The 22,349-nt window shown below is 67.7% G+C and carries 21 protein-coding genes and 1 tRNA gene; 2 read left to right on the top strand and 20 right to left on the bottom strand.

Annotation, left to right across the window (positions count from 1 at the left end; genetic code table 11):
* Positions 1 to 59 precede the first annotated feature (59 nt).
* From EB75_RS19275 to fadD1, 3 genes are all read right to left on the bottom strand, one after another.
* Entirely contained in the window at positions 60 to 1,250 is a 1,191-nt protein-coding gene (locus EB75_RS19275) for an RNA polymerase sigma factor (RefSeq protein ID WP_502689385.1), read from the bottom strand.
* Between the two features lie 64 nt (positions 1,251 to 1,314).
* Positions 1,315 to 1,659 carry a YciI family protein gene (locus EB75_RS19270; protein ID WP_073696926.1) on the bottom strand — a complete coding sequence of 115 codons (345 nt, stop codon included), beginning with the start codon at positions 1,657 to 1,659 and terminating at the stop codon, positions 1,315 to 1,317.
* A gap of 77 nt (positions 1,660 to 1,736) precedes the next feature.
* Positions 1,737 to 3,299 carry a fatty-acid--CoA ligase FadD1 gene (gene fadD1 / locus EB75_RS19265; protein ID WP_073696939.1) on the bottom strand — a complete coding sequence of 521 codons (1,563 nt, stop codon included), beginning with the start codon at positions 3,297 to 3,299 and terminating at the stop codon, positions 1,737 to 1,739.
* A gap of 146 nt (positions 3,300 to 3,445) precedes the next feature.
* On the opposite strand from fadD1, the gene EB75_RS19260 reads away from it, so the two are divergent.
* Entirely contained in the window at positions 3,446 to 4,045 is a 600-nt protein-coding gene (locus EB75_RS19260; protein WP_073696925.1) for a TetR/AcrR family transcriptional regulator, read from the top strand.
* Between the two features lie 169 nt (positions 4,046 to 4,214).
* Here EB75_RS19260 and rho read toward each other — a convergent pair whose 3' ends face one another.
* From rho to argS, 6 genes are all read right to left on the bottom strand, one after another.
* Positions 4,215 to 6,188 carry a transcription termination factor Rho gene (gene rho / locus EB75_RS19255; protein ID WP_073696938.1) on the bottom strand — a complete coding sequence of 658 codons (1,974 nt, stop codon included), beginning with the start codon at positions 6,186 to 6,188 and terminating at the stop codon, positions 4,215 to 4,217.
* Positions 6,189 to 6,481: 293 nt separating this feature from the next.
* Positions 6,482 to 7,411, bottom strand: coding sequence for a homoserine kinase (gene thrB, locus EB75_RS19250; protein WP_073696924.1), 930 nt, complete (start codon positions 7,409 to 7,411; stop codon positions 6,482 to 6,484).
* A gap of 5 nt (positions 7,412 to 7,416) precedes the next feature.
* Entirely contained in the window at positions 7,417 to 8,484 is a 1,068-nt protein-coding gene (thrC, locus tag EB75_RS19245) for a threonine synthase (protein WP_073696923.1), read from the bottom strand.
* Positions 8,481 to 9,800, bottom strand: a complete 1,320-nt coding sequence (locus EB75_RS19240; RefSeq protein ID WP_073696922.1) for a homoserine dehydrogenase — start codon at positions 9,798 to 9,800, stop codon at positions 8,481 to 8,483. Before EB75_RS19240 ends, thrC begins: the two co-directional genes overlap by 4 nt.
* On the bottom strand, positions 9,797 to 11,158 hold the full coding sequence (gene lysA, locus EB75_RS19235) for a diaminopimelate decarboxylase (protein ID WP_168176075.1): 1,362 nt from the start codon (positions 11,156 to 11,158) through the stop codon (positions 9,797 to 9,799). The genes EB75_RS19240 and lysA overlap by 4 nt, the downstream gene beginning before the upstream one ends.
* A 32-nt stretch (positions 11,159 to 11,190) precedes the next feature.
* A complete protein-coding gene (argS, locus tag EB75_RS19230; RefSeq protein ID WP_073696920.1) occupies positions 11,191 to 12,843 on the bottom strand; it encodes an arginine--tRNA ligase in 1,653 nt (550 codons plus the stop codon).
* A gap of 182 nt (positions 12,844 to 13,025) precedes the next feature.
* Here argS and EB75_RS19225 point away from each other — a divergent pair.
* A tRNA-Arg gene (locus tag EB75_RS19225) sits at positions 13,026 to 13,101 on the top strand.
* 69 nt (positions 13,102 to 13,170) lie between these two features.
* On the opposite strand, the gene EB75_RS19220 is transcribed toward EB75_RS19225, so the two are convergent.
* The 11 genes from EB75_RS19220 to EB75_RS19170 all read right to left on the bottom strand — a co-directional run bounded on the left by EB75_RS19220 (position 13,171) and on the right by EB75_RS19170 (position 22,189).
* A complete protein-coding gene (locus EB75_RS19220; protein WP_073696919.1) occupies positions 13,171 to 13,497 on the bottom strand; it encodes a hypothetical protein in 327 nt (108 codons plus the stop codon).
* A complete protein-coding gene (locus tag EB75_RS19215; protein WP_073696918.1) occupies positions 13,497 to 13,811 on the bottom strand; it encodes a hypothetical protein in 315 nt (104 codons plus the stop codon). Before EB75_RS19215 ends, EB75_RS19220 begins: the two co-directional genes overlap by 1 nt.
* Positions 13,811 to 14,674 carry a phage major capsid protein gene (locus tag EB75_RS19210; protein ID WP_073696917.1) on the bottom strand — a complete coding sequence of 288 codons (864 nt, stop codon included), beginning with the start codon at positions 14,672 to 14,674 and terminating at the stop codon, positions 13,811 to 13,813. The genes EB75_RS19215 and EB75_RS19210 overlap by 1 nt, the downstream gene beginning before the upstream one ends.
* A gap of 193 nt (positions 14,675 to 14,867) precedes the next feature.
* Positions 14,868 to 15,323 carry a hypothetical protein gene (locus tag EB75_RS19205; protein ID WP_073696916.1) on the bottom strand — a complete coding sequence of 152 codons (456 nt, stop codon included), beginning with the start codon at positions 15,321 to 15,323 and terminating at the stop codon, positions 14,868 to 14,870.
* Entirely contained in the window at positions 15,320 to 16,057 is a 738-nt protein-coding gene (locus EB75_RS19200; protein WP_073696915.1) for a hypothetical protein, read from the bottom strand. The genes EB75_RS19205 and EB75_RS19200 overlap by 4 nt, the downstream gene beginning before the upstream one ends.
* Complete coding sequence (locus EB75_RS19195) at positions 16,054 to 17,409, bottom strand: phage portal protein (RefSeq protein WP_073696914.1); 1,356 nt, start codon at positions 17,407 to 17,409, stop codon at positions 16,054 to 16,056. Before EB75_RS19195 ends, EB75_RS19200 begins: the two co-directional genes overlap by 4 nt.
* Positions 17,406 to 18,860 carry a terminase large subunit domain-containing protein gene (locus tag EB75_RS19190; RefSeq protein ID WP_073696913.1) on the bottom strand — a complete coding sequence of 485 codons (1,455 nt, stop codon included), beginning with the start codon at positions 18,858 to 18,860 and terminating at the stop codon, positions 17,406 to 17,408. Before EB75_RS19190 ends, EB75_RS19195 begins: the two co-directional genes overlap by 4 nt.
* Before the next feature lie 493 nt (positions 18,861 to 19,353).
* Positions 19,354 to 19,608, bottom strand: a complete 255-nt coding sequence (locus tag EB75_RS19185) for a hypothetical protein (protein ID WP_073696912.1) — start codon at positions 19,606 to 19,608, stop codon at positions 19,354 to 19,356.
* A 439-nt stretch (positions 19,609 to 20,047) separates the two neighbouring features.
* The gene (locus tag EB75_RS19180; RefSeq protein WP_168176074.1) at positions 20,048 to 21,424 is read right to left on the bottom strand and encodes an AAA family ATPase; all 1,377 of its coding nucleotides are present in this window, start codon (positions 21,422 to 21,424) and stop codon (positions 20,048 to 20,050) included.
* 202 nt (positions 21,425 to 21,626) lie between these two features.
* Positions 21,627 to 21,953 (bottom strand): hypothetical protein, encoded by a 327-nt coding sequence (locus EB75_RS19175; RefSeq protein ID WP_142239708.1) that lies wholly within the window; start codon positions 21,951 to 21,953, stop codon positions 21,627 to 21,629.
* 11 nt (positions 21,954 to 21,964) lie between these two features.
* Complete coding sequence (locus tag EB75_RS19170; protein WP_073696909.1) at positions 21,965 to 22,189, bottom strand: excisionase family DNA-binding protein; 225 nt, start codon at positions 22,187 to 22,189, stop codon at positions 21,965 to 21,967.
* Positions 22,190 to 22,349 lie beyond the last annotated feature (160 nt).

Raw genomic sequence — 22,349 nt, 5'->3', positions numbered from 1 at the left:
TTCGGCGGTCGATTATGCCAGGTCAGCCGCCAAGGTCCTAAACGCGTCCGGGCCGGTGACTATTCCTCGGCACAGCGCTGCCCCAGCTCGGCCAGGCGACGCTCCAGGAATCGTCGTTCCGGCTCGGTCGTCGCCAAAGTCAGGGCGCGTTCGAACTCCCTGCGCGCCTCGCCGGCGCGGCCCAGACGCCGCAGCAGTTCCGCCCGAGTGGAGGGCAGATAGCGGTAATCGCCCAGGTCAAGCGCATCCACGAGCTCCAGCGCCCGGGCGGGATCGCCGGACTCGGCGACGGCGACCGCGCGGTTGAGTGCGACGACCGGTGATCCCGTCAGCTCTTCGAGCCGCTCGTACAGAACCACGACCTCGCGCCAATCGATGACCGGCTCGGCCTGCAGGGCGGCGATGGCCGCCTGCAGCACATACGGCCCGGCGGCCAGCCGCAGGGCCAGCGCGCGGTCGAGGGCGGCCCGGCCCGCGTCGATCTTGGCCTGGTCGTGCAATGCCCGATCCTGCTCGGCGAGGGGCACCACCCGGCCGTCGACCACACGGGCTGTGCGGCGCGAATCGTGCAGCAACATCAGGGCCAGCAGCCCGTAGGCCTCGGGCTCGTCGACCAGGAGGTCGGCAAGGAGGCGGCCCAGCCGGATCGCTTCGGCGGCGAGGTCGTCGCGCTCGGTGAAACCCTGGTTGAAGATCAGGTAGATCACCGCGAGCACCACCGACACCCGGTCGGGCAGTGCCGGGTCCGCGGGCAGGGCGAACGGGATGTTCGTCGCCTTGATCTTCGCCTTGGCCCGAGACAGCCGGCGCTTCATCGTGTCTTCGGAGACCAGGAACGCGCGCCCGATGTCGGCCGTCGTCAGCCCGCCGAGGGCCCGCAGGGTGAGGGCCACCTGCGCTTCGCGGGCCAGTGCCGGATGGCAGCACATGAAGATCAGCTGCAGGCGCTCGTCGCCGATGGTGCTGTCGTCGAGGTCGATCTCGTCCATGTTCTGACCCTGCCGATCCGCTTCGAGCAGACGGGTTTTGGCGCGCAGGGTCTGCTCGCGGCGCAACCGGTCGATCGCCACATTGCGTCCGGTACGGACCAGCCAGGCCACCGGCGCGTCGGGCACGCCGTCGTGCGGCCATCGCTCGGCGGCCCGTACGAACGCCTCCTGCGCGGCATCCTCGGCAAGTTCGAAGTCGCCGAGGATGCCGATGAGCGCGGCCAGGACCCGGCCCCACTCGCGCTGGAAGATCGCGTCGATCAGTAGCTCAACCCTTCCCGTCGCTTCGCTCGCCCAGTTGCCCCTCCCCGTCGCCTCGCTCGCCCTATCCCTCGCCCGGGACCTCGAAGAGCGGCCGCACCTCGACGCCGCCACCGAGTCGCACGGCCGGGATGCGCTGGGCGAACTTGAGAGCGTCGTCGAGATTGTCGGCTTCGATGACGAAGTAGCCGGCGAAGACCTCCTTCGTGTCGGCGAACGGACCGTCGGTGATCAGGCCGTCACCCCGCACCGATGTCGCGGTTTCGACGGGCTGCAGGTGGCCGCCATCGATGCACTGCGGGTCCTGACGAAGTGCCGCGTACTCGGCACTGAGGGCCGCGTGCTCTTCCTCGGTGATGTCGGTGTCGTGGCTGCCCGGCTTGATGTAGATCAGCGTTGCGTATTTCATCGTGGTCTCCTTCTGGGTTGATCGTCCAACAGCAATGAGACGAACGGGAACCCGTCAGGGGGACACGATCACGCAGATCAGTTTTCGGGCAGCAGGGCGTAGTCGGTGCCGTCGCGCTTCCACAGCACCCGGCCTGCCGGATCGGCGCCCAGTGCGACCAGTTCGCGCTTGAGAATCTTGTTGGTCGCTGTGCTCGGCAGGTCGTCGGCGAGCCAGACGTACCGCGGCCAGGACTTCGGGGACATGTCCGGCTGTGCGGCCAGGAATTCCGCGAACGACTTCGGGTCCAGGGTCTGGCCGTCGCGCAGCACCATGGCGGCCATCACCTGGTCGCCGACGAACTCGTCGGGCACCGGGTAGACCGCGACGCGACTGATCACGGGGTGGCGCAACAGGATTCGTTCGATGGGTGCCGCGGTGATGTTCTCTCCGTCGACCCGCATCCAGTCGGCGGTGCGGCCGGCCAGGTAGATCCAGCCGTCGGCGTCGCGGTAGGCCAGATCCCCGGACCAGTACATGCCATGCCGCAGTCGTTCGTCGGTCGCGCCCTGGTCGTTGTGGTAGCCGCGGAACATGCCGCTGCCGTTGGTGTTCACCAGCTCGCCGGTGGCCGCCTCGGCGTTGACGAGCGCACCGGTCTCATCGAAGCGGGCCACCTCGCACTCGGTGACGGTCTCCGGGTCGTAGATGGCGACGCCTGGGAAGCCCTTGCCGACGCTGCCGGCCGGAGTGCCTTCGGAGCGGGTGATGATGATCGCGAGCTCGGTCGAGCCGAAGCCGTCCCACACGCTGCAGCCGAAGCGGCGGCTGAACTCGTCGATGTCGCGGTCGGCGGCCTCGTTGCCGAAGGCCACGCGCAGCGGGTTGTCGTGGTCGTCGAGCTGCTCGGCGGTGGCCAGGATGTAGGCCAGCGGCTTGCCGACGTAGTTCATGTAGGTCGCGCCGTAGCGGCGGATGTCCGGGAGGAATCCCGACGCGGAGAACTGCGCGGGCGCCATGGCCGCTCCCGATCCGAGCGCGACGCCCCAGCCGGCGTAGACGCCGTTGGAGTGGAACAGCGGCATGGCCAGGTAGCAGGTGTCGCTGGCGGTCAGTTCGTAGCGCTGTACCAGCGCTGCCGCCGAGAACAGCACGATGGAGTGCGCCACCTCGACGGCTTTGGGCTCGCCACTGGTGCCGGAGGTGAAGATCATCATGAAGGTGTCGTCGGGTCCGACTTCACGATGCGGCGTCAGCTCCTGCCGCGGCCAGTCGGTCGCAGTGACGTCGATGACGGTGACGCCGGGCAGGCTGAGGCCCTCGAGCAGGTCGCAGTGCTTCTCGTCGACCAGGACGATCTGGCATTCGACGCGCGCGATGTCGCGGGCCAGTGCCTCGCCGCGACGGGTGTTGTTGATGCCGCACAGCACGTAGCCGCCCAGCGCCGCGGCGGCCAGCGCCGTCAGCATGTCGGGGGTGTTGCCCAGCAGGGTGCCGACGTGCAGCGGCCGCCGCGGATCGGCCTGGCCGATGAGGGCGGCGGCCTGAGCCTGCGCTCCGGCAACGTACTCTCGCCACGTCCAGGTCGCATCCCCGTACTTGACGGCGACGGTGTCCTGGTCGGCGCGTTCGCGAAGCAACTGCTGAAGGGTGTCCGCCATGTGGGCTCCCGGTGCATGGGCGATCACGAGAACCACCCGAGTGAACAGATTCCAGAAAGTGTCTACCATGGTTGTGGCGTAACGCAATAGCGTCAGCACCCTGGCAGAATCGTCGTTCGCCCGGTTGACATGTGAGGAGACACCCGGTGGCAAGCCCAGAATCCCCGAGAAGCGTGCGTGATCGGCTGATCGACGCCGCCGAAGAGTGCATGCGCGCCAAGGGAATTCGCGCCACGACGGTATCCGAGGTCGCTGAGGCTGCCGGGGTCTCCCGCGGCTGGCTGTACCGGCATTTCCCGGACAAGGTGAGCCTGCTGGGTGCCGCGATCGTCCGCCTGAACAACGCCTACTGGACCGACGCACACGCCATGCTGGAGTCGATCGAAGGCCTGGACAACCAGATAGTGACCGGAATTCAGCACGGCCGCACCGCCTATGACGACCCCGGCGCCCTGCTGATGAAGCTGCGTGTCGAGGAGCCGGACGAGTTCGCCGCCTGCGCCGGCGCCGGCGTCCAGGGCCTGGTGCCCGACCTCGCCGAATTCTGGTCCCGGTATCTCGTCGCCGCGCGCGACAACGGCGAGATCCACACCGACACCGACATCGACGACGCCGCCGAATGGATCGCGCGCGTGATCCTGTCGCTGGCCACGATGCCCGGGCAGCGATTGGACGCCAACAACTCCGAAGAGCTGCTCGCGCACGTGCGCCGCTACGTCATGCCGGGACTGAAGGCCCAACCTTAAGCGCGAGCGCACCTGCAACAGCGTTCACATTCGTCACTGCAGCACCTCGCCCTCTGCACCCACACGACTCCGGAACCCGGTATCGCCGGTGATATCACCGGCCGGATGGGTACGACCCTGGATACGACGCAACCCCCGAATTCGGGGGTTGCGCTGTTCTGGCGAACGACTAGTCGGCGTCCATGTTGCCGGGCGCGGTCTTGGAGACCTGGACCAGGAACTCGTAGTTGGTCTTGGTCTTGCGCAGCTGGCTCATCAGCAGGTCGATGGCCTGGTGCGGGTCCAGACCCGACAGCACCCGGCGCAGCTTGTGCACGACCGCGAACTCGTCCGGGCCGAGCAGCAGCTCGTCCTTACGGGTACCGGACGGGTTGACGTCCACGGCCGGGAACACCCGGCGCTCGGCGATCTTGCGGTCGAGCTTGAGCTCGGCGTTACCCGTGCCCTTGAACTCCTCGAAGATGACGGTGTCACCGGTGGAGCCGGTCTCGACCATGGCGGTCGCGATGATGGTCAGCGAGCCACCGTTCTCGATGTTGCGGGCAGCACCGAGGAACCGCTTCGGCGGGTACAGCGCGGTGGAGTCGACACCACCGGACAGGATGCGGCCCGACGCCGGCGACGCGTTGTTGTACGCACGTCCCAGACGGGTGATCGAGTCCAGCAGCACCACGACGTCCTTGCCCTGCTCGACCAGGCGCTTGGCCCGCTCGATGGCCAGCTCGGCGGCCTGGGTGTGGTCTGACGGCGGACGGTCGAAGGTCGAGGCGATGACCTCACCCTTCACCGAGCGCTGCATGTCGGTGACCTCTTCCGGACGCTCGTCGACGAGCACCACCATGAGGTGGCATTCCGGGTTGTTTCTGGTGATCGCGTTGGCGATGTCCTGCATGATCGTGGTCTTACCGGCCTTCGGCGGGGACACGATCAGCGCACGCTGGCCCTTACCGATCGGCATGATCAGGTCGATCACACGCGTGGTCAGCCGCTCCGGAGTGGTCTCCAGGCGCAGTCGCTGGTTCGGGTACAGCGGGGTCAGCTTGGTGAAGTCGGGCCGGTTGCGCGCAGCCTCGACAGGACCACCGTTGACGCTGTCCAGACGCACCAGCGGGTTGAACTTCTGGCGCGGGTTGTTGCCGCCACCGGTGTTCTCGCCTTCGCGGGGGACCCGCACGGCGCCGGTCACGGCATCGCCGCGGCGCAGGCCGTTCTTGCGGACCATGTTCATCGAGACGTAGACGTCGTTCGGTCCGGCCAGGTAGCCCGAGGTGCGGACGAACGCGTAGTTGTCCAGCACGTCGAGGATGCCGGCGACCGGCTGCAGGACGTCGTCCTCGCGCAGTTCGGTCTCGGCGTTGCCGCCCTGGTTGTCGCCACGTTCCCCACGACGACGACGGTCGCGGTCACGGAACCGACGGCCACGACGGCCGCCACGGCTGTCGTCGTCGTCATTGTTGTTGGAGTTGTCGCCCTGGTCGCGGTTGCCGCCCTGGTTGCGGTTACCGCCCTGGTTGTCGCCACCGCGGTCGCGGTTGCCACCCTGGTCGCGGTTGCCGCCCTGGTTACCTTCGCCCTTGTTGCCGCCCTGGTTGCTGTTGTCAGCGTTGCGGTCGCGGTTGCGCTCCTCGCGCGGGGCGTCGGCGTTGTCGGCGTTCTCCGACTTGTCGGCAGGCTTGTCGGCGGCATCGCCGGCTTCGCCATCGGCGGGCGAGCCGGCGCGACGCGACGCGCCACGGCGCTCGCGCCGCGGGGCCTGCTCAGCGGCGGGGGCGTCACCAGCGGCGGCTTCACCGGCGGTGTCCGCGGCCGGGGCCTGGGCTTCCTTGACCTCGGCGGGGGCGTCGGTGCCGTTGACGGCCTCGGGAGCCTTGGCCTCGTTCTTGGCTTCGGCCCTGGGCTCGGTGGCCTTGGCGGCCTTGGCCTCGGCCTTCGCGCCGTTGGCCTCGCCGCGGTGTTCGCGGATGGCCGCGATCAGTTCGCTCTTGCGCATGCCGGAGGTGCCCTTGACGCCTGCTTCGGCAGCGAGCGCGCGCAGGTCGGGAAGCAGAAGACTGGTCAGCGATCCGGAGCGTCCGGCCGCCGGCGCTTCAGTTGCCGGGGCATCAGTGTTGCCATCGGCGGTGAAGAGGTCCGTATCAGTCACGGATTTCCTTTCTGTGCCCTCGCACGTCTGATCAGGCGAGGGTTTGGTTCGCAGTCGGACGGCATCCCCGAACCGCATTCGTCAAATGCCTGGTCAGCTGAGGCACTGCATCAGCCAAGCACCAGGATTTGCCGCCGTGCGGCGAACCATCAGTCCACGAGTTGAACATCAAAGAGAAGAGTGGTCGTCCTACCGTAGGCGCAGGTACTAGAGCCTGCGATTGCTGGACGGTGCGAGAATATCTCGCATCCGACAATGAAGCAAGAAATGCCACTCCGGCGTGTGCTTTCCGTTTAGACGCCGGCACCGACGGTCCAGCGAACCCCTTGGCCCACTGCCATCTTTTCGACGGCGAACCCCTTGGCCGCGCCGAATTCGAGGACCTCGGCAGGCAACTGGGGTTCGGTGCTGAATGCGATAACCGCAGGTCCAGCACCGGAAAGCACTGCTGCCACCCCAGAACGCCGGAGCATCGCGAGATATTCCGCCGAGGCCGGCATCGCCGCCGCGCGCTGCGGTTGGTGCATCACGTCCTCTGTGGCGGCCATCAGCAAATCCGGGCGCTGGGTCAGCGCCACCACCAGGAGGGCGGCACGGCTGACGTTGAACGTGGCGTCCTTATGCGCGATGACGTCCGGCAGCACGGCCCGGGTCTCGGCGGTCGACGACCGCACCTGCGGAATCGCCGGAAACAGATGGATATCCGGGTGCAGCGTCAGCGGCGCCGCCGCGTACACCGGACCGGGTTCGGTGTAGGACACCACCGCGCCACCGAGCACCGCGGCGGCCGCGTTGTCCGGATGCCCCTCGAACTCCGAGGACAACTGCACCAGCTGATCGAGCGTCAGCGGCTGCGAACCCGATTGTGCGATAAGGCCGTTGGCGACGGCGAGGCCACCGACCACCGCGGCCGCCGACGACCCGAGCCCCCGCGAATGCGGAATGACGTTGCGGCACTTGATGTTCAGGCCAGCAACCGAGACGCCGCCGGCCTCCAGACCACGCCGGACGGCCCGGACAACCAGATGCGACTCGTCGTCCGGAACCTGTCCGGAGCCCTCCCCCGTCACCTCGATGGTGAGACCGGAATCGGTTGTCTCAGCCTGAATTTCGTCGTACAGACTCAACGCCAGACCCAGGCTGTCGAAGCCGGGGCCGAGATTGGCGCTCGAGGCGGGGACGACGGCGGTGGCGAGCAGGCCGGTGGGCAGGGTTTCGGTCACTGGCGTCAGACCAGTCCGAGCTTTTCGACCACGGCGGTCGGGTCGACAGGGATGGCCTTGACCTCGGGCATGCCCTTGAGGGCGTTGTCGGGGTCCTTGAGGCCGTTGCCGGTGACGGTGCAGACCACGGTCGAGCCGGGCTTGACCCAGCCGTCCTCGATCGACTTGAGCAGGCCCGCGATGCTGGCGGCCGACGCCGGCTCGACGAAGACGCCCTCGGCCTTGGCGACCAGGTGGTACGCGGCGAGGATCTCTTCGTCGGTGGCAGCGAGGAAGCGCCCGTCCGACTGCTCCTTGGCCGCGACAGCGCCGTCCCACGAAGCCGGAGAACCGATTCGGATGGCCGTGGCGATGGTCTCCGGGTTCTTGACGGGCTCGCCGAGCACCAGCGGCGCCGCGCCGGCAGCCTGCGTGCCGAGCATGCGAGGCAGGCGGTCGGACACGCCGTCACGGTGGTATTCGCGGTAGCCGCGCCAGTAGGCGGTGATGTTGCCGGCGTTGCCGACGGGCAGCGAGTGCACGTCAGGCGCGGTGCCGAGGGCATCGACGATCTCGAACGCCGCGGTCTTCTGGCCCTCGATGCGGACCGGGTTGACCGAGTTGACCAGAGCAATGGTCGGGTAGTCGGCGGTCAGCTTGCGGGCCAGCTCCAGACAGTCGTCGAAGTTGCCGTCGACCTGAATGATCTTGGCGCCGTGCATGACCGCCTGCGCCAGCTTGCCCATGGCGATCTTGCCCTGCGGGATCAGGACCGCGCAGGTGATGCCCGCGCGCGCAGCGTAAGCGGCCGCCGATGCCGAGGTGTTGCCGGTGGACGCGCACAGCACAGCCTTCTGGCCCTTGGCCACAGCGTCGCTGACGGCCATGGTCATGCCGCGGTCCTTGAACGAACCGGTCGGGTTGAGCCCCTCGACCTTCAAATGCACTGTGCAGCCGGTCTGTTCGCTCAGCCGCTTGGCGTGGATCAGCGGGGTGCCACCCTCGAGCAGGGTGACCGGCGTCCAGTTCTCGGTGCCGGGCAGACGATCCCGGTAGGCCTCGATCAGGCCGGGCCACGGCTTGTGCACGCTCATCGATTCGTTCCTTCCATGCGCAGCACGCTGTTGATGCTCTGCACTGCTTCGTGATCGGCCAGGGCCGCAACGGTTTCCGACAGGGCTTCGTCGGTCGCCCGGTGGGTGACGACGACGATGCGAGCGCCGCTGCGCTGGCCGGACTCGTCCTCCATGCCCTCCTGACGGACCTCGGCGATGCTGACCTCACGCTTGCCGAATTCGGCTGCGACAGAAGACAACACACCCGGCTTGTCCGCCACGTTCATGCTCACGTAATAGCGGGTCTCGATCGCGCCGATCGAGGCGATGGGCAGCTTGGCGTACTTGGATTCCCGCGGACCGCGGCCACCCTGCACGCGGTTGCGCGCGGCCATGACGACGTCACCCATCACGGCCGACGCGGTCGGGGCACCGCCGGCGCCGCGGCCGTAGAACATCAGCTCGCCGGCGGCCTCGGCCTCCACGAAGACCGCGTTGAACGCGCCGTTGACCGACGCCAGCGGGTGGTCCAGCGGTACCAGCGCAGGGTAGACACGGGCCGAAACCCGTTGCTTGCCTTTACCTGTGGTCAGGCGCTCGCAGATGGCGAGCAGCTTGATGGTGCAGCCCAGCGCCTTCGCGGACTCGAAGTCGGCGGCACTGACCTTCGTCATGCCCTCGCGGTAGACGTCGTCGGCGGTGACCCGGGTGTGGAACGCGATGGACGCCAGGATGGCGGCCTTCGCGGCGGCGTCATAGCCCTCGACGTCGGCGGTCGGGTCGGCCTCGGCGTAGCCCAGCACACCGGCTTCGGCCAGTGCGTCGGCGTAGTCGGCGCCGGTCTCGCTCATCGCCGACAGGATGTAGTTGGTGGTGCCGTTGACGATGCCGGCCACCCGGCACACGACGTCACCGGCGAGCGACTGCGTCAGCGGACGGATCACCGGGATCGCGCCGGCCACGGCCGCCTCGAAATAGAGGTCCACGCGCGCCTTTTCGGCAGCCTGTGCCAGTTCGCCGGTGGACTGCGCCATCAGCGCCTTGTTGGCGGTGACCACCGACTTGCCCTGCTCCAGCGCGGCCATGATGGCCTTGCGGGCCGGCTCGACAGGACCCATCAGCTCGATGACGATGTCGACGTCGTCGCGGGCGACCAGTGCCTCGATGTCGTCGGTGAGCATCTCGACGGGTACGCCACGGCCCTTGGCGACCTTGCGGACACCGACGCCGCGCAGCTCCAGGGGCGCACCGATGCGAGCGGCCAGGTCGTCAGCGCTGTTCTCGATGATCCGGACCACCTCGGTCCCGACGTTCCCGAGTCCGAGAACTGCTACGCCGATCGGCTTTTCACTCATTGACCACTCACCTCCAGGCTCAACAGGTCTTCTACGGTCTCCCGACGCAGGATCAGCCGTGCAGTGCCGTCCTTCACCGCAACCACGGCGGGACGGGTCAGCAGGTTGTACCGGCTGGACATCGAGTAGCAGTACGCGCCGGTGGCGGCGACCGCGATTAGGTCACCAGGACCAACATCACTGGACACCCACGTGTCCCGGACGATGATGTCGCCGGTCTCGCAATGCTTTCCGACGATCCGGGCCAGTGTCGCCGGGGCCTCGCTGGCGCGGGACACCAGCCGGGCGTCGTACTGCGCGTCGTACAGGGACGGGCGGATGTTGTCGCTCATGCCGCCGTCGACGCTGACGTAGCGCCGGTACTTGTCGGCTGACACCGCAACGTCTTTCACGGTGCCGACCTCGTACAGCGTGATGGTGCCGGGGCCGGCGATGGCCCGACCGGGCTCCACGACCAGCTTGGGCGTGGGCAGCCCGACGGCCTCCGACTCGGCCTTCACGATGGCCTTGAGCTTGTCGGCCAGTTCCTTCATGGGCGGCGGGTCATCGCTCGGCAGGTACGAGATACCCAGTCCGCCACCGAGATCCATGACCGACATCTGCGCGGTCTTCTCGACGCCGAATTCGGCGACGACGTCGCGCAGCAGGCCGATGACGCGGTGCGCGGCGATCTCGAAACCGGCCACGTCGAAGATCTGCGAGCCGACGTGGCAGTGCAGACCGACCAGGCGCAGGTTGTCGGTGGCGAAAACCTTGCGCACCGCGTCCATCGCGGCGCCACTGGCGAGCGAGAGCCCGAACTTCTGGTCCTCGTGCGCGGTGGAGATGAACTCGTGGGTGTGCGCCTCGACGCCCGGGGTGACGCGGACCAGGACGTCCTGAACCACACCGGCCGCGCCGGCGATGGCCTCCAGGCGTTCGATCTCGATCTCGGAGTCCAGCACGATGTGCCCGACGCCGGCCGCGACCGCAGCTGTCAGTTCAGCGACCGATTTGTTGTTGCCGTGCACCGTGATTCGGTCGGCCGGGAACTCGGCGTGCAGGGCCACGGCCAACTCGCCACCGGTGGCCACGTCCAGGCACAGGCCCTCCTGCGCGACCCAGCGCGCAATCTCGGCGCACAGGAACGCTTTTCCGGCGTAGTGCACGTGCTCGCCGCCCCCGAAAGCGTCGGCGATCTCGCGACAGCGGGACCGGAAGTCGTCCTCGTCGATGACGAACAGCGGCGTGCCGAACTGCTCGGCCAACGCACCGACCGTCACGCCGGCGACGCTGACCTGACCGTCGGCGCCCCGAACCAGGTTGCGCGGCCAGACATTCGACGCCAACAGGTTGACCTCGTCGGGCGTCCGCGGCATCTCCGGCACCACGTTGCCGGTCGGCTGTCCGCTCACATCCGCTCCGGAGCGCTGACGCCGAGGATCTGCAGACCGTTGGCGATGACCTGGCGGGTGGCCGCGCACAGCGCGAGCCGCGCCCGGTGCAGGTCGTTGTGCTCTTCGTCGCCCATCGGGAGCACCCGGCAGGAGTCGTAGAACCGGTGGTAATCACCGGCCAGGTCTTCCAGGTAGCGGCACACGCGGTGCGGTTCCCGCAGGGCCGCAGCTGTTTTGAGCACCCGCGGGAACTCGCCGATGGTGCGCATCAGGGTGGCTTCGCGGTCGTGGTCGAGCAGTTCGAGGTGCCCGAGGTCCGGCTGTAGGCCCAGGTCGGCGGCGTTGCGCGCCAGGGCCGACAGCCGCGCGTGCGCGTATTGCACGTAGTAGACCGGGTTTTCGTTGGAGGCGCTGGCCCACAGCCCCAGGTCGATGTCGATGGGGCTGTTCACCGACGACCGGATCAGCACGTAACGCGCCGCGTCCACGCCGATGGCGTCGACCAGGTCCTCCAGGGTGATCACGGTGCCGGCGCGCTTGCTCATGCGCATCGGCTGACCGTCCTTGACTAGGTTGACCATCTGACCGATCAGCACCTCGACCGTGGCGGGGTCCTCGCCCAGCGCGGCCGCGACGGCCTTCAGCCGGCCGATGTAGCCGTGGTGGTCGGCACCGAGCATGTAGATGCACAGGTCGAATCCGCGCTGGCGTTTGTCCAGGTAGTACGCGATGTCGCCGGCGACATATGCCGGGTTGCCGTCACTCTTGATGACGACGCGGTCCTTGTCGTCACCGAACTCGGTGGTGCGCAACCAGATTGCGCCGTCCTGCTCGTAGATGGAGCCGTTGTCGCGCAGCTTGTCGATGGCCTGGTGCACCCGGCCCGAGGTGTGCATCGAGTCTTCGTGGGTGTAGACGTCGAAGTCGGTGCCGAAGTCGTGCAGCGACTGCTTGATCTGACCGAACATCAGATCCACGCCGAGCTCGCGGAAGACTTCCTGACACTCGTCGGCGGGCAGGCTCAGCGCGTCGGGCCGCTTGGCCACCACGTCGGCGGCGATGTCCTTGATGTAGTCGCCGCCGTAGCCGTCCTCCGGCGCCGGCTCGCCCTTGGCGGCCGCGACCAGCGAGCGGGCGAACCGGTCGATCTGACCGCCGTGGTCGTTGAAGTAGTACTCGCGGACGACGGTGGCGTCCTGCGTGGCCAGCAGGCGGCCCAGCGCATCACCGACGGCGGCCCAGCGGGTGCCGCCGATGTGGATGGGCCCGGTCGGGTTGGCCGAGACGAACTCCAGGTTGATGTGGCGGCCCTTGAGCTCCTCGGATGTGCCGTAACTCGCACCGCTACCCAGGACGTTGAGGACGACGACGCTCTGCGCGGACGCCTCGATGCGCAGGTTCACAAAGCCCGGACCGGCGATGCTGGCGTCGGCGATGCCGTCGGCGTTGATCAGGGCCTCGGCCAGCCATTCGCCCAGCTGACGGGGGTTGACGCCGACCTTCTTGCCCAGCTGCAGCGCCAGGTTGGTGGCGTAATCGCCGTGCTCGGGGTTACGCGGGCGCTCGATGGCGACTGTTTCGGGCAGCGCGGCGATGTCCAGGTCGTGTTCGACCAGGACCACGGCGGCGGTGTTCTTTAGCAGTTCAGCCAGATCGGCGGGGGTCACGGGGGTCCATCCTATGGGCTGAGCTGCTCACGCTTGTCATCGGTGTCATCTGGTGGTTGACAGATCAAGCCCCCAGTAGTCGACACCGACGCGCTCGGTGGTTGACGCCGATTCGGGGGGTCGGTCACCGATGCGCTAGTCTGTGTTCGCCCAACGGCGCAGCTGGCCTGCCAGCATCATGCGCCCCCGTAGCTCAGGGGATAGAGCGTCTGCCTCCGGAGCAGAAGGCCGCAGGTTCGAATCCTGCCGGGGGCACCAGGTCAGCGCATGTTTTAGCCTGTCGCGTGCAAATTACGTGCAAGATCAGGGCAGCCAGAACGGTGCAGGTCAGCCCGATTTCACGATGCCCTCGTAATGGTGAATACGGCCGCGAGCGTCGTAGATCGGCGTCACGGGTGCCTCAAACCGGGCACCGAGTCCGGTCCGCCCGCCGAAGTCCACACTGATCACGACGGAATCACCTAGTTCGTATTCGAGCGAGCGCGGCAGCAATAGGCGGTACTTGTTGATTCCGAACAGCGGCCGACCCTTGAGCGGTTCCTCGGTCTGACCTTCGAGTCGTTCAGTGATGACGCGGCCCATCACGACCTTGGTGGTCTCGACTTCCGTCTCACGGTCACGCAGGTGCAGCGTGATCTTGTCGCGGCCCAGCATCACTGCGCCCTGACCCGGTACCGGTTAAGGACGATCTGCTCGGCCAGGTTCCACCCTTGCCACCCGGCGCGCAGGGACACACTGCCGAAGTCCGCCGCCAACTGCTCGGGGTTGGCGACCAAACGCGCTGTCGCCGTGACGATTACGGCCGCGATGTCCTCGGCCGGGTCGGTACCGGCGAACCCACGGCCTCGGGTGTAGCTGCGGGCCAGCGCGGTGATGATCGCGGCGTGCTGCCCGGCCAGGGCGACGATCACGGTGTCGTCGCCCTGGCCCAGGAAGTCAGCGACCTGCTGGCCGGTAACGGCTGTCATCAGGCCTCGGTCAGCAGCGTGACGGCCTTGGCCTGCAACAGCGCGGTGTCCCAGCGGCTCACGACCCGGATACCGATGCTGTCGTAGTCGCCCCAGGTCTGGTCAAGGATCTTGACCTCGGCGTTCACGTCGCGAGCGACGACCACCTTCGACATATCGACCAGGCCGACGCGCGCCTTGCCGGGAGCTGCGCCCGTGTTGGCGATGTTGTCGGTGATGATCACCGGCAGGCCGAACAGCCGCAGCTCCGTGCCGTTCTGGATGGTGTTGGGGTCGATGACGTAACGGGCGTCCCCGGTGCCGACCTTGATCTTGCGGATCGCGGCGAACGACGCGGCGGTCATCACCCAGTGGGTCGGGCTGACCTTGTTGCCCTGCGCAGCGGCCAGGCCGTCGATCAGGGAATCGGGGTCGGCCAGGTCCAGGGTGCCGGTCGCAATACCGGTCTGGCGCAGGATGCCCTTGATGGTGTTCGACGTACCGGCACCGTCCCACAGCGCCGCGTCCAGGGCGTTGGCCACGTCGGTGACCAGACGGGTCCGCAGCACGCTTTCCAGGCCGACGACCGAGGTACGGATCAGCTCATTGGAGAGCTTGACCAGCACCTTGAGGCCCTTGAGCGTGGACGGCAGCAGCGTCACCTCATCGAACGCCACGTCGCCGTCGGTGATCTGCGCACCCTCGGCCACAAACCCGGCGGTCACGCCGTTGACGATGCGCGGCACCCGGACCGGAGAACTGGAGTCGAGCACGACCGGGCCAGCGGCCAGGAACGTGCTGGCCTGCTCCAGCGGCTGCACCAACAGGCTGGAGACCTGGGACTGAATCAGGGTGGAATTGCCCGAAGTAACTTCGATGGCCATGTCTTGAAAATCCTTGCGTCACAGGGGATTCCGCTGCTCTGCGCGAGGCACCGGCGAGCTTCGAAGATGGGGCGGGATTGCCCCCGTCGATGCCCCGCGCAGAACAGCGGGGAGGGGTCGAACCCGTGTCGCCAGGACAGTGATGGGGCCGGTCCGCCAGGAACCGACCCCATCAGCATACCCCCGAGGGGTACTAGGCCAGCGATTTCAGGGTGTCGAGCAACGAGAACGACCCCGAGGCCGGGCCGCGCTGGCCCTGCCCGATGTCCCCTCGCGGCGTCCGGCTGGCCAGGTGCGGCTTGTCGGTCAGCAGCGCGTCGATGGCCCCGGTCAGCGCCTCGGCGTCGTCCAGGTGCGCGGCGTCGAACTCCAGGTCAGCCGGGTCCGCCAGTCGGCCGGTGGCCCGCACCAACTCGGTATGCAGCCGCGCGGCATAGGCATCGGCCTGCCCGGCCCGCTGCCGGTACTTCCCGTTCTCCTGCCGCAGCTTCTCCACCACCGAGCGCGGGAACGTCTCGGCGTCGTCGCCGCCGTCGCCACCGAGGCCGGCCAAACTGCGGCTGGCCTCGGTGTCGCCCTCGGTGGTCTCGGTGGCGGCGTCCTCGGTCACCGTCTCATCGACCTCGGTGGTTTCATCGGTAGTGGTCATGCGGATTTCCCTTCGGTTGTTGTGACTATTTCCTGTTGGCAATTGCAGCCAAAATGGCGCTTGAAGTGGGCTTTCGGATGGAACACCCGGCCGTCCTCGGCCCAGCGGACGCAGCGCTGGCACGGGTCGGCGTCGAGCTTGCGGGTCCAGCCCTTCACCACCGGTATGCGGTTGATGACCTCGACCGTGATGGCCTGACCCGTGTCCAGCGGTTCCGACCGGGCCAGCCGTTCCAGCCGGTTGGCCGTCTCGTCAGGTTCCGCCTCGACCACCGGTTCCGACGCGGCCTCCGGTTCCGACGCGGCCTCCGGTTCCGGCGCGGGCACCGGCTCCGGGTGAACCTCGGGTTCACCCGGAGCCGGCTCCCGGCGAACCTCGGGTTCGGGCGCGGGCACCGGCTCCGGGTGAACCTCGGGTTCGGGCACCGGCTCCGGCGCGGGCTCCCCGATGATCGTCTCCACGGCCTTAGTCAGCCGCTCCGTGTCATCACGCGGTGCAATGCCGTTGGGCGGCTGCGGGATACCGGTCGCCGCCTCGATCTGCGCAGCGACTCCCAGATCGGCCAGCGTGGTCGCCGCAGCGTTCGCCGTCGCGATCACGGCCGCTATCGCAGGCACCGCGACGGCCGGGGCCACGCCGCCCGCCTGCATCGCGGTGTAGATGCCCAGAACCGAGGCGGCCGTGCCGGCCGCCAGCGCCTCGGTCTGGCCCTGGTAGTCCTCCACCACGGTCACGCGGCACCACCGCCCCGCAGCAGGGTCAGCCCGGCACCGTCCAGCGCCTCGGCCCGGCGGGCGGTGCGGATAGCCGCGATCTCGTCATCGGAGTACCCCAACCGGGCCAGCGCGACGGACGCGGGCAACAGACCCGACTGGAACAGCTTCACCACGGCGTCGGCCTCCTGGGCCACCGAGCGGGTAGCAGCGTCGGCCCACTGGACCCGTGCCTCGACCTGGGAGGGGTCGCGACCGTCACGGACCGCGACCATGAGCTTGGCCACCTGCTCCCATGCCCGCCCGAGGGTCTGCTGTCGAGCCTCGGCGCGGGCGGTCAGGCTGGCCTCCGCTGCCCGCAGGGCGTCGGCGCTGGCCGGGTTGTCGGAGAACACCCCGACGTAGTGAGCGGGCAGCGTGGACACGGCCATGATCTGGCCCAGGATCACCCGGACGCTGGCCTCATACCCGGACAGGTCAGCAGCGGCCAACTGCCCGAACTTGGCGGCGTCGTTCTCGCTGATCATTGCCCGATGGCCCTCGGGAATCGGGTTGACCTCGCGCATCACCGGCTGGCCGTCGTCGTCCAGGACGGGGTTGCCGTCGTCATCGAGCACCGGTTCCTCGGTCAGCTCGATGCCGGTGGCCCAGCGCCGGGGACGGCCGACGAACTCGCTGGTCACCATCATGTCGGCCAGGGACTTATTCAGCGCGTCCACCAGCGGCTTGAGGTCGTCAATCTCGCTGCCGCCCCAATCACCGACGATGCGGTCGGTGTTGCGCAGGTTGACCACCGGCACGACACCGAGGGGGTTCGGGATGACCTCGATGGTCGTGAACCCGTTGGCCACTGCGCCCTGCTGATCAGCACGCAGGCGGCGGATTTCGTCCGGCAGGTACACCACGGCCTCGGTCGTCTTGGCCGTCGCGTCCTCCCAGCGCTTCACCGCCGCGACCACCTCACGGCTACCCGGATCAGTAAGCACGGCAACCTGTTTGGCCGATTCCACGGTGACACGGGGACGACCGGACCGGTCTGCCCACACGATCACGTAGGAATCGCCCAGCAGCAGCGCCTCACGGTGCGCCACGCCCGCCTGCTGGTCCAGGTCGTTGCGCAGCCAGTCGGGCCAGATGGCCGCAGCCTCCCCGGTGAAGCCGGTCACCCGCAGCCGCTCGGCCAGCGCCGTCACGGCCAACCTCGGGAGGTTGGACGCCATGACGCCAAACCGGTTGCCCAGCGCGGTTTTCGCCTCCGGGGACAGGAACGCCAACGGCTGCTTGCCGTCGTAATACCGGTCCAGATCGGCATACCGGGCCAGCGGCTCATTGAGCCGTTGCAGCAGGTTGGTCAACAGTTCGGTCTGGGTCATGCGAAGCTCCTTGCTCGTTTCTTGTTGGACTTGGCCATGTGGAACGCCGCCCGGTCGAACGCCACGATGGCGGCCACAGCGGCGTCGATCTTGCGGGGAGACCCCCGCTTGTCCTTGCTCACCAGGTCGCCCATGGGGGTCGGTTTGGCGATGCAGTGCGCGACGTGCGCGGCCATCTGCGGGTCGCCGTCGTGGCTCACCGATTTCGTGATCACGGCCTGATACAGCCGGTCAGTGGCCGGGGCCATCCGCTGCGCGTTGGCGGTGTTCCACTCCAGCACCCGGCGCTCACCGTGACGCTGCGCCCACTGCTCGATCTCGCTGCGCCAGCCCCACGGGTCGGCGGCCAGCTCGATGACGTCGAACTTCTGAAACGCCATCTGCACGGCCATATCAACCTCGGCCCGAGGCACCCGCCAACGCGGATCACCGGGGTTCGACCACAGGCCCTCAAGCCACAGGTAGCCGTCGAGCGTGCACCCGACCAACGCGGTCGAGTCACCCGAGGCCGACCCGTCGAACGCCAGGACGACACGCTCACGCGGCCCCACGTCCCGACCATCAGCGCAGGCGTCCCAGGCACCCCACGGCAACCACGACTCGACACCGGTAACCCACTGGCCCAGACGCAACTGCCGGAACACCGGCTCGCGAATCGTCTTGCGCGCCGCCTCGATGCCGTCCTCGGACAGGAACGGGTCCTCACACGCAAGGGCCGGATTGCCGACCCGCCACGCCTTGCGGTCGGTCACCGCGCAGCCGTCCGGCGCGGCGAACTCCCGGAAGTAGAACGCGGGGTCGTCACCGGCCCGGCCGTGCTCGACCAGCCGCCACATGATGGAGTCCGGGGAGCTGGCCGGGGTGCTGATCGCCAACGTCAGCGACTCCGGCCGCTTGCCGGACACCGAGGTCACCGCCTCCCACACGGCCTCGGTCACCACGTGCAGCTCGTCCACGATCAACAGCGACGGGTCATGCCCGTGCAGGGCACCCGGTTCCGCAGGCAGCGGCGTCAGGGTGGCGTCGTTCTCCGGCAACACCAGCCGGTCGGCGTACACCTGCACCCGGTCGGCCAGCAGCGGGTTCAGCTCCACGATGCGCTTGGCGTACTTCATGGTGATGTTCGCCTGGCGCTGGTCGGACGCGACCACCAGCACCTCGGCCGACGGCGGACCGGTGAACAGCTCGGCCACGCCGAGGGCCGCCGCCAGCATCGTCTTGCCGTTTGCCCTGGGGATGCTCACCAGCGCCGTGCGGATACCCGGCGCGAACGCCCCGGTGATGATCTCGCGCTGGAACGTCCGCAGCTTGAACGGATCCCCGGCACCATGGCCGCGCGGGGTGACCACATAGTCACGGATGAACCGCTCGCGGCGCTCGGCCCGCCCGGCCGGATACGCCGAGAAGTCAAGGGGCGCAGCCTTTACCGTGCCCTTCGGACCCGCCCTCATGCCACCGCCGCCTTTGCTGGCAGGACGTTGCCGTTTGCTGGCCGCAGCCCGGACGCTCGAAAATCGGTGTGTAACTCAGACTTAGCCTCACCGCGCGGGTCTTTACGGCCCCGAGGAGGGGTCATCCCCCAGGGGTCGCGCGAGGGGCGAGTTTGCTGGGATCGCGAGGTAGTTTGCTGGGTGGCCGTCGGCCGGGCCGCGCCACGGCTCCGGTTGCACGGGCCACAGACCACCTCGGCGTCGATGCCGAGGCGGATGCGCTTGCCCTTGGCCTTGCGCTCCCATGCCGAGGGCAGATGGTCGAGCTGCAAGTCCTCGGTGGCACCGCAGTCGGTGCAGAACGGCTGCAGCTTACGGCCTTTGGCGCTCAGACGCTGCCAGGCGGCGTCATACCCTCGGGCCGCTGCCGAGACCTTCGGCGACGACGGCCGGACATGCTCGGGGCACCGGGAGCCGTCGGCAGGCTCGCCGCACTCAAGGCACGGGCGCAGGGTCACAGCTCCCCCTCGGCGTCGGTCATCCGCTCCAGCAGCTTGGACCGCCAGGCGTCGAGCACCACCTGAGAACGGCCGCCGCTGCCCAACGTGAGCGCATGTTCCATCAGCATCAGCAGCGCCGACAGGATGGCCGTGTGGTCGGCCCGCTCGGAGAGCACCGCGTCCACGCCCACCTTGTCGCGACGGATGTACGCCTCAATGAGCGCCACCGCCGCCAGTGCGTGGTCGTTGGCGTCACCAGTCGATTCCATAGATTCTCTATCCTTTCAGTCCAGGGTGCAGGGGGTCGGTTTGCAGTTAGCTGGGAGCTGTCGCCGCCACGGCTGCGTAGCGGTGGGTCGCCGCTGCTCTCACGCCGCTGCTCTATCTCGATTCGGTTCACCCGAGGGGTTCCCCTTCGGCCTCCGGTCCCCGCCGTGATCCGGTGCGCCACCTGGGCGGCCCAGCGCGCCACCCCTATAGGGTGGTGGCGCACCTGGCGCACCCATTGCGCGGAACTGGCGCACGGTGGCGCACTGATCAGTGAATTTATGCTCTGAGCTGCGCAAATAGGTGCGCCAGTAGGCGAGTGGCGCACGGTGGCGCACCTGGCGCACTCACTAGGGAGCAGCGACCCGAAAACCGTATCGCCGCAGGTCATAGGGGGTGCGCCAGTGCGCCACCCCACTTTTGGCGCACCGAGGGTCATTTTCATGCCGGATTCTCCTGTTCGGAGCGGCCCGAAAACGGGTCCACACCGGTCAGCGTGTGCCATTCCGGCGCGGCCTTGGTGCCCTTGTTGATGACCCGGCTGATCTGTTCAAGACGCTCCACGGCGTCCTTGAGCTTCCGCCGCGAGAGGTTGCTGGAGCCGTGTTCCAGCACCTTCTCAAGGCCACGCAGAGACAGGCCGGGGTGCTGGTCGATCAGCTCCCACACCGCATCGTTCTCGGCCTGGTGACGGTTGGCGGTGCGCTCGGCACGCGGGTTGTCACCGAGCGTCAGGTGACCGCCGTCATCGAGCTTGAGCACCCCGGCCTCAACCGACACGTCACGGCCAAAGGCGCTGAACGTGCGCGGCGTCGATCCGTCCGGCACGCCGTCGATCTCGATGCGCGCGAGGGCATCGGGGAACCCCTCAAGGGAGCTGTGGCCCCGAGCGCCCCGGTCGGCGTCCTTACCGAGGTGGTGCACGACGACCAGGCCCGCCGCCTCACACTCAGTCGCCAGCGTGCGCAGGCCCGTCAGGATCGGCACCACGTCCTCGGAGCTTTCCGAGACACCGAGCGCACCGAACAGGCTGTAAAGACAGTCCACGATGATCAGCGAGCCGGGGGCAATCTCGCTGCGCCACCGCTCCCGGATGGCGTCCACGCGCACGTCCAGGGACCGCTCAGCGCCCCGCAGCGCCCGCAGATTGAGCCGGTCAAGCCGTTTGACTCCAGCCTGCTGATACTGCCGATGGATCGTCGCCACGGGCATCTCCGTGTCGAACAGCACGACCTCGGCATCCTCGGCCAGCGTCACGGGGAACTTGCCCAGGAACGGCACCCCGTCCACCCCTGCGCGCACCAGCTCGCGCACCACGGTGGACTTACCGGCCTTGCGTTCGGCGAACAGCCCGAGCACACCGGTTCGGGCCAGCACCTTGTCTATCGCCCATGCCACCTCGGGGGGTTCGTAGGTGGTCAGGTCGATCCGGCCGGGTATCACTACGTCGGCGGCGACGGACTCAGCGGCGATGACTTCGGCACGCTGCCGCGCCAGCTTGTTCGCCGCCATACGGGCCGCCGCCGCCTCAATCGACAGACGGGTGATCTCGTCAAGGGTCAGCGCCGTCAGCGTCTCCAGCTCTGCGACGGTGGCCCCGTCCTTCATCAGGGTGTCGCCCGCGACTATCAGCTTGGGCTCATGTGCGGCAGCGCCGACCGCTGCGGCCCTATCGAGACGCTTCACGGTGAGCCATGCCCACTGTTCAGGGCGGCCTCGCAGCTCACTCAGAGCGAAATTGACTGTGGCCCAACGCTCTATCTGCTTTTGTCGCTCGTCCTCCGCAGCACGCTCGGCTGCGTGCTTCTCGTTGGCCACGACCGTGTTGAACGGTTGGTAGTCCGGGTGACCGTACTTGTGCCCGTTGACATCCGGTCGATCACGGCTAGTTGCGGTAGTATCGGTGGCGGTCATCTTGATGACTACTCCTAGTTCGTTCTCTTGGTCGAGGACAGCGACGCCGCCCGGATGGAGCACCGGGCGGCGTTTCGCATTCCGGGACAAGGACATTCGGGTGAGGTCAGTAGCTATCGACACCCCAGAAGTCCGTCGTTTCATCCGATAACTCAATGACCACCAAGTGGCGCCCCGCCAAGTCGTTGACCATCAGAAGTACCAGGCCGTTGGCACACAGCACCCAGGCGACGGGTTCGATCCAGTTCTTCCACTTACTCTCGAAACCCCGCCCGGTGTAAGGGATTAGCTGGACAATTCCTAGCGCGGCGATGCTCGATCTTGTGGCCGCGACGATGGGATAGTCAGGGTCTAAACCACCTGGGCTCAGCACGGCCTTGGCTTCGGCCTTCGCAGCGGCGGACCAGTCCACCGGGGCGGTTACGTCGTTCATGCCGTCGGGGTTCATCGGGCTGCCGTGATCTCGGCGGGAACGATCGGCTTCATCATCGCGTCAAGGTCGGAGAGCTTGAACAGGTATGCGCTGCCGGGCTTGTCGGTGACCCTGTAGGCGCGCAGCTCGCCAGCGGCGACCTTGTCGCGGAGAGTGAATTTACTGACGCCCGTGTACCGGACGGCGTCATTCATCGGCACGTACTTCGGCGGAATAGGGGTGGTGGCGGTGGACATGGCAGAAACTCCCGAATGATCGGTTCCGTTTCTGCGGGCGGTCCTGAGCCGACGCCGTGGCCAACGTCTCTAGCTGCCCCGCTGCGGCCCGCTCTTGGTACTCGGGCACTCCTAGGAGCGTGGGTCAGTAACACGCCGGGCGGGGTGTTGGTGCGAGCTG

It is taken from the genome of Mycobacterium sp. ST-F2 (assembly GCF_001905655.1).
GTDB lineage: Bacteria > Actinomycetota > Actinomycetes > Mycobacteriales > Mycobacteriaceae > Mycobacterium.
The sequence above is the reverse complement of the archived record's forward strand: the minus strand, read 5'-3'. Positions and strand labels throughout refer to the sequence as shown.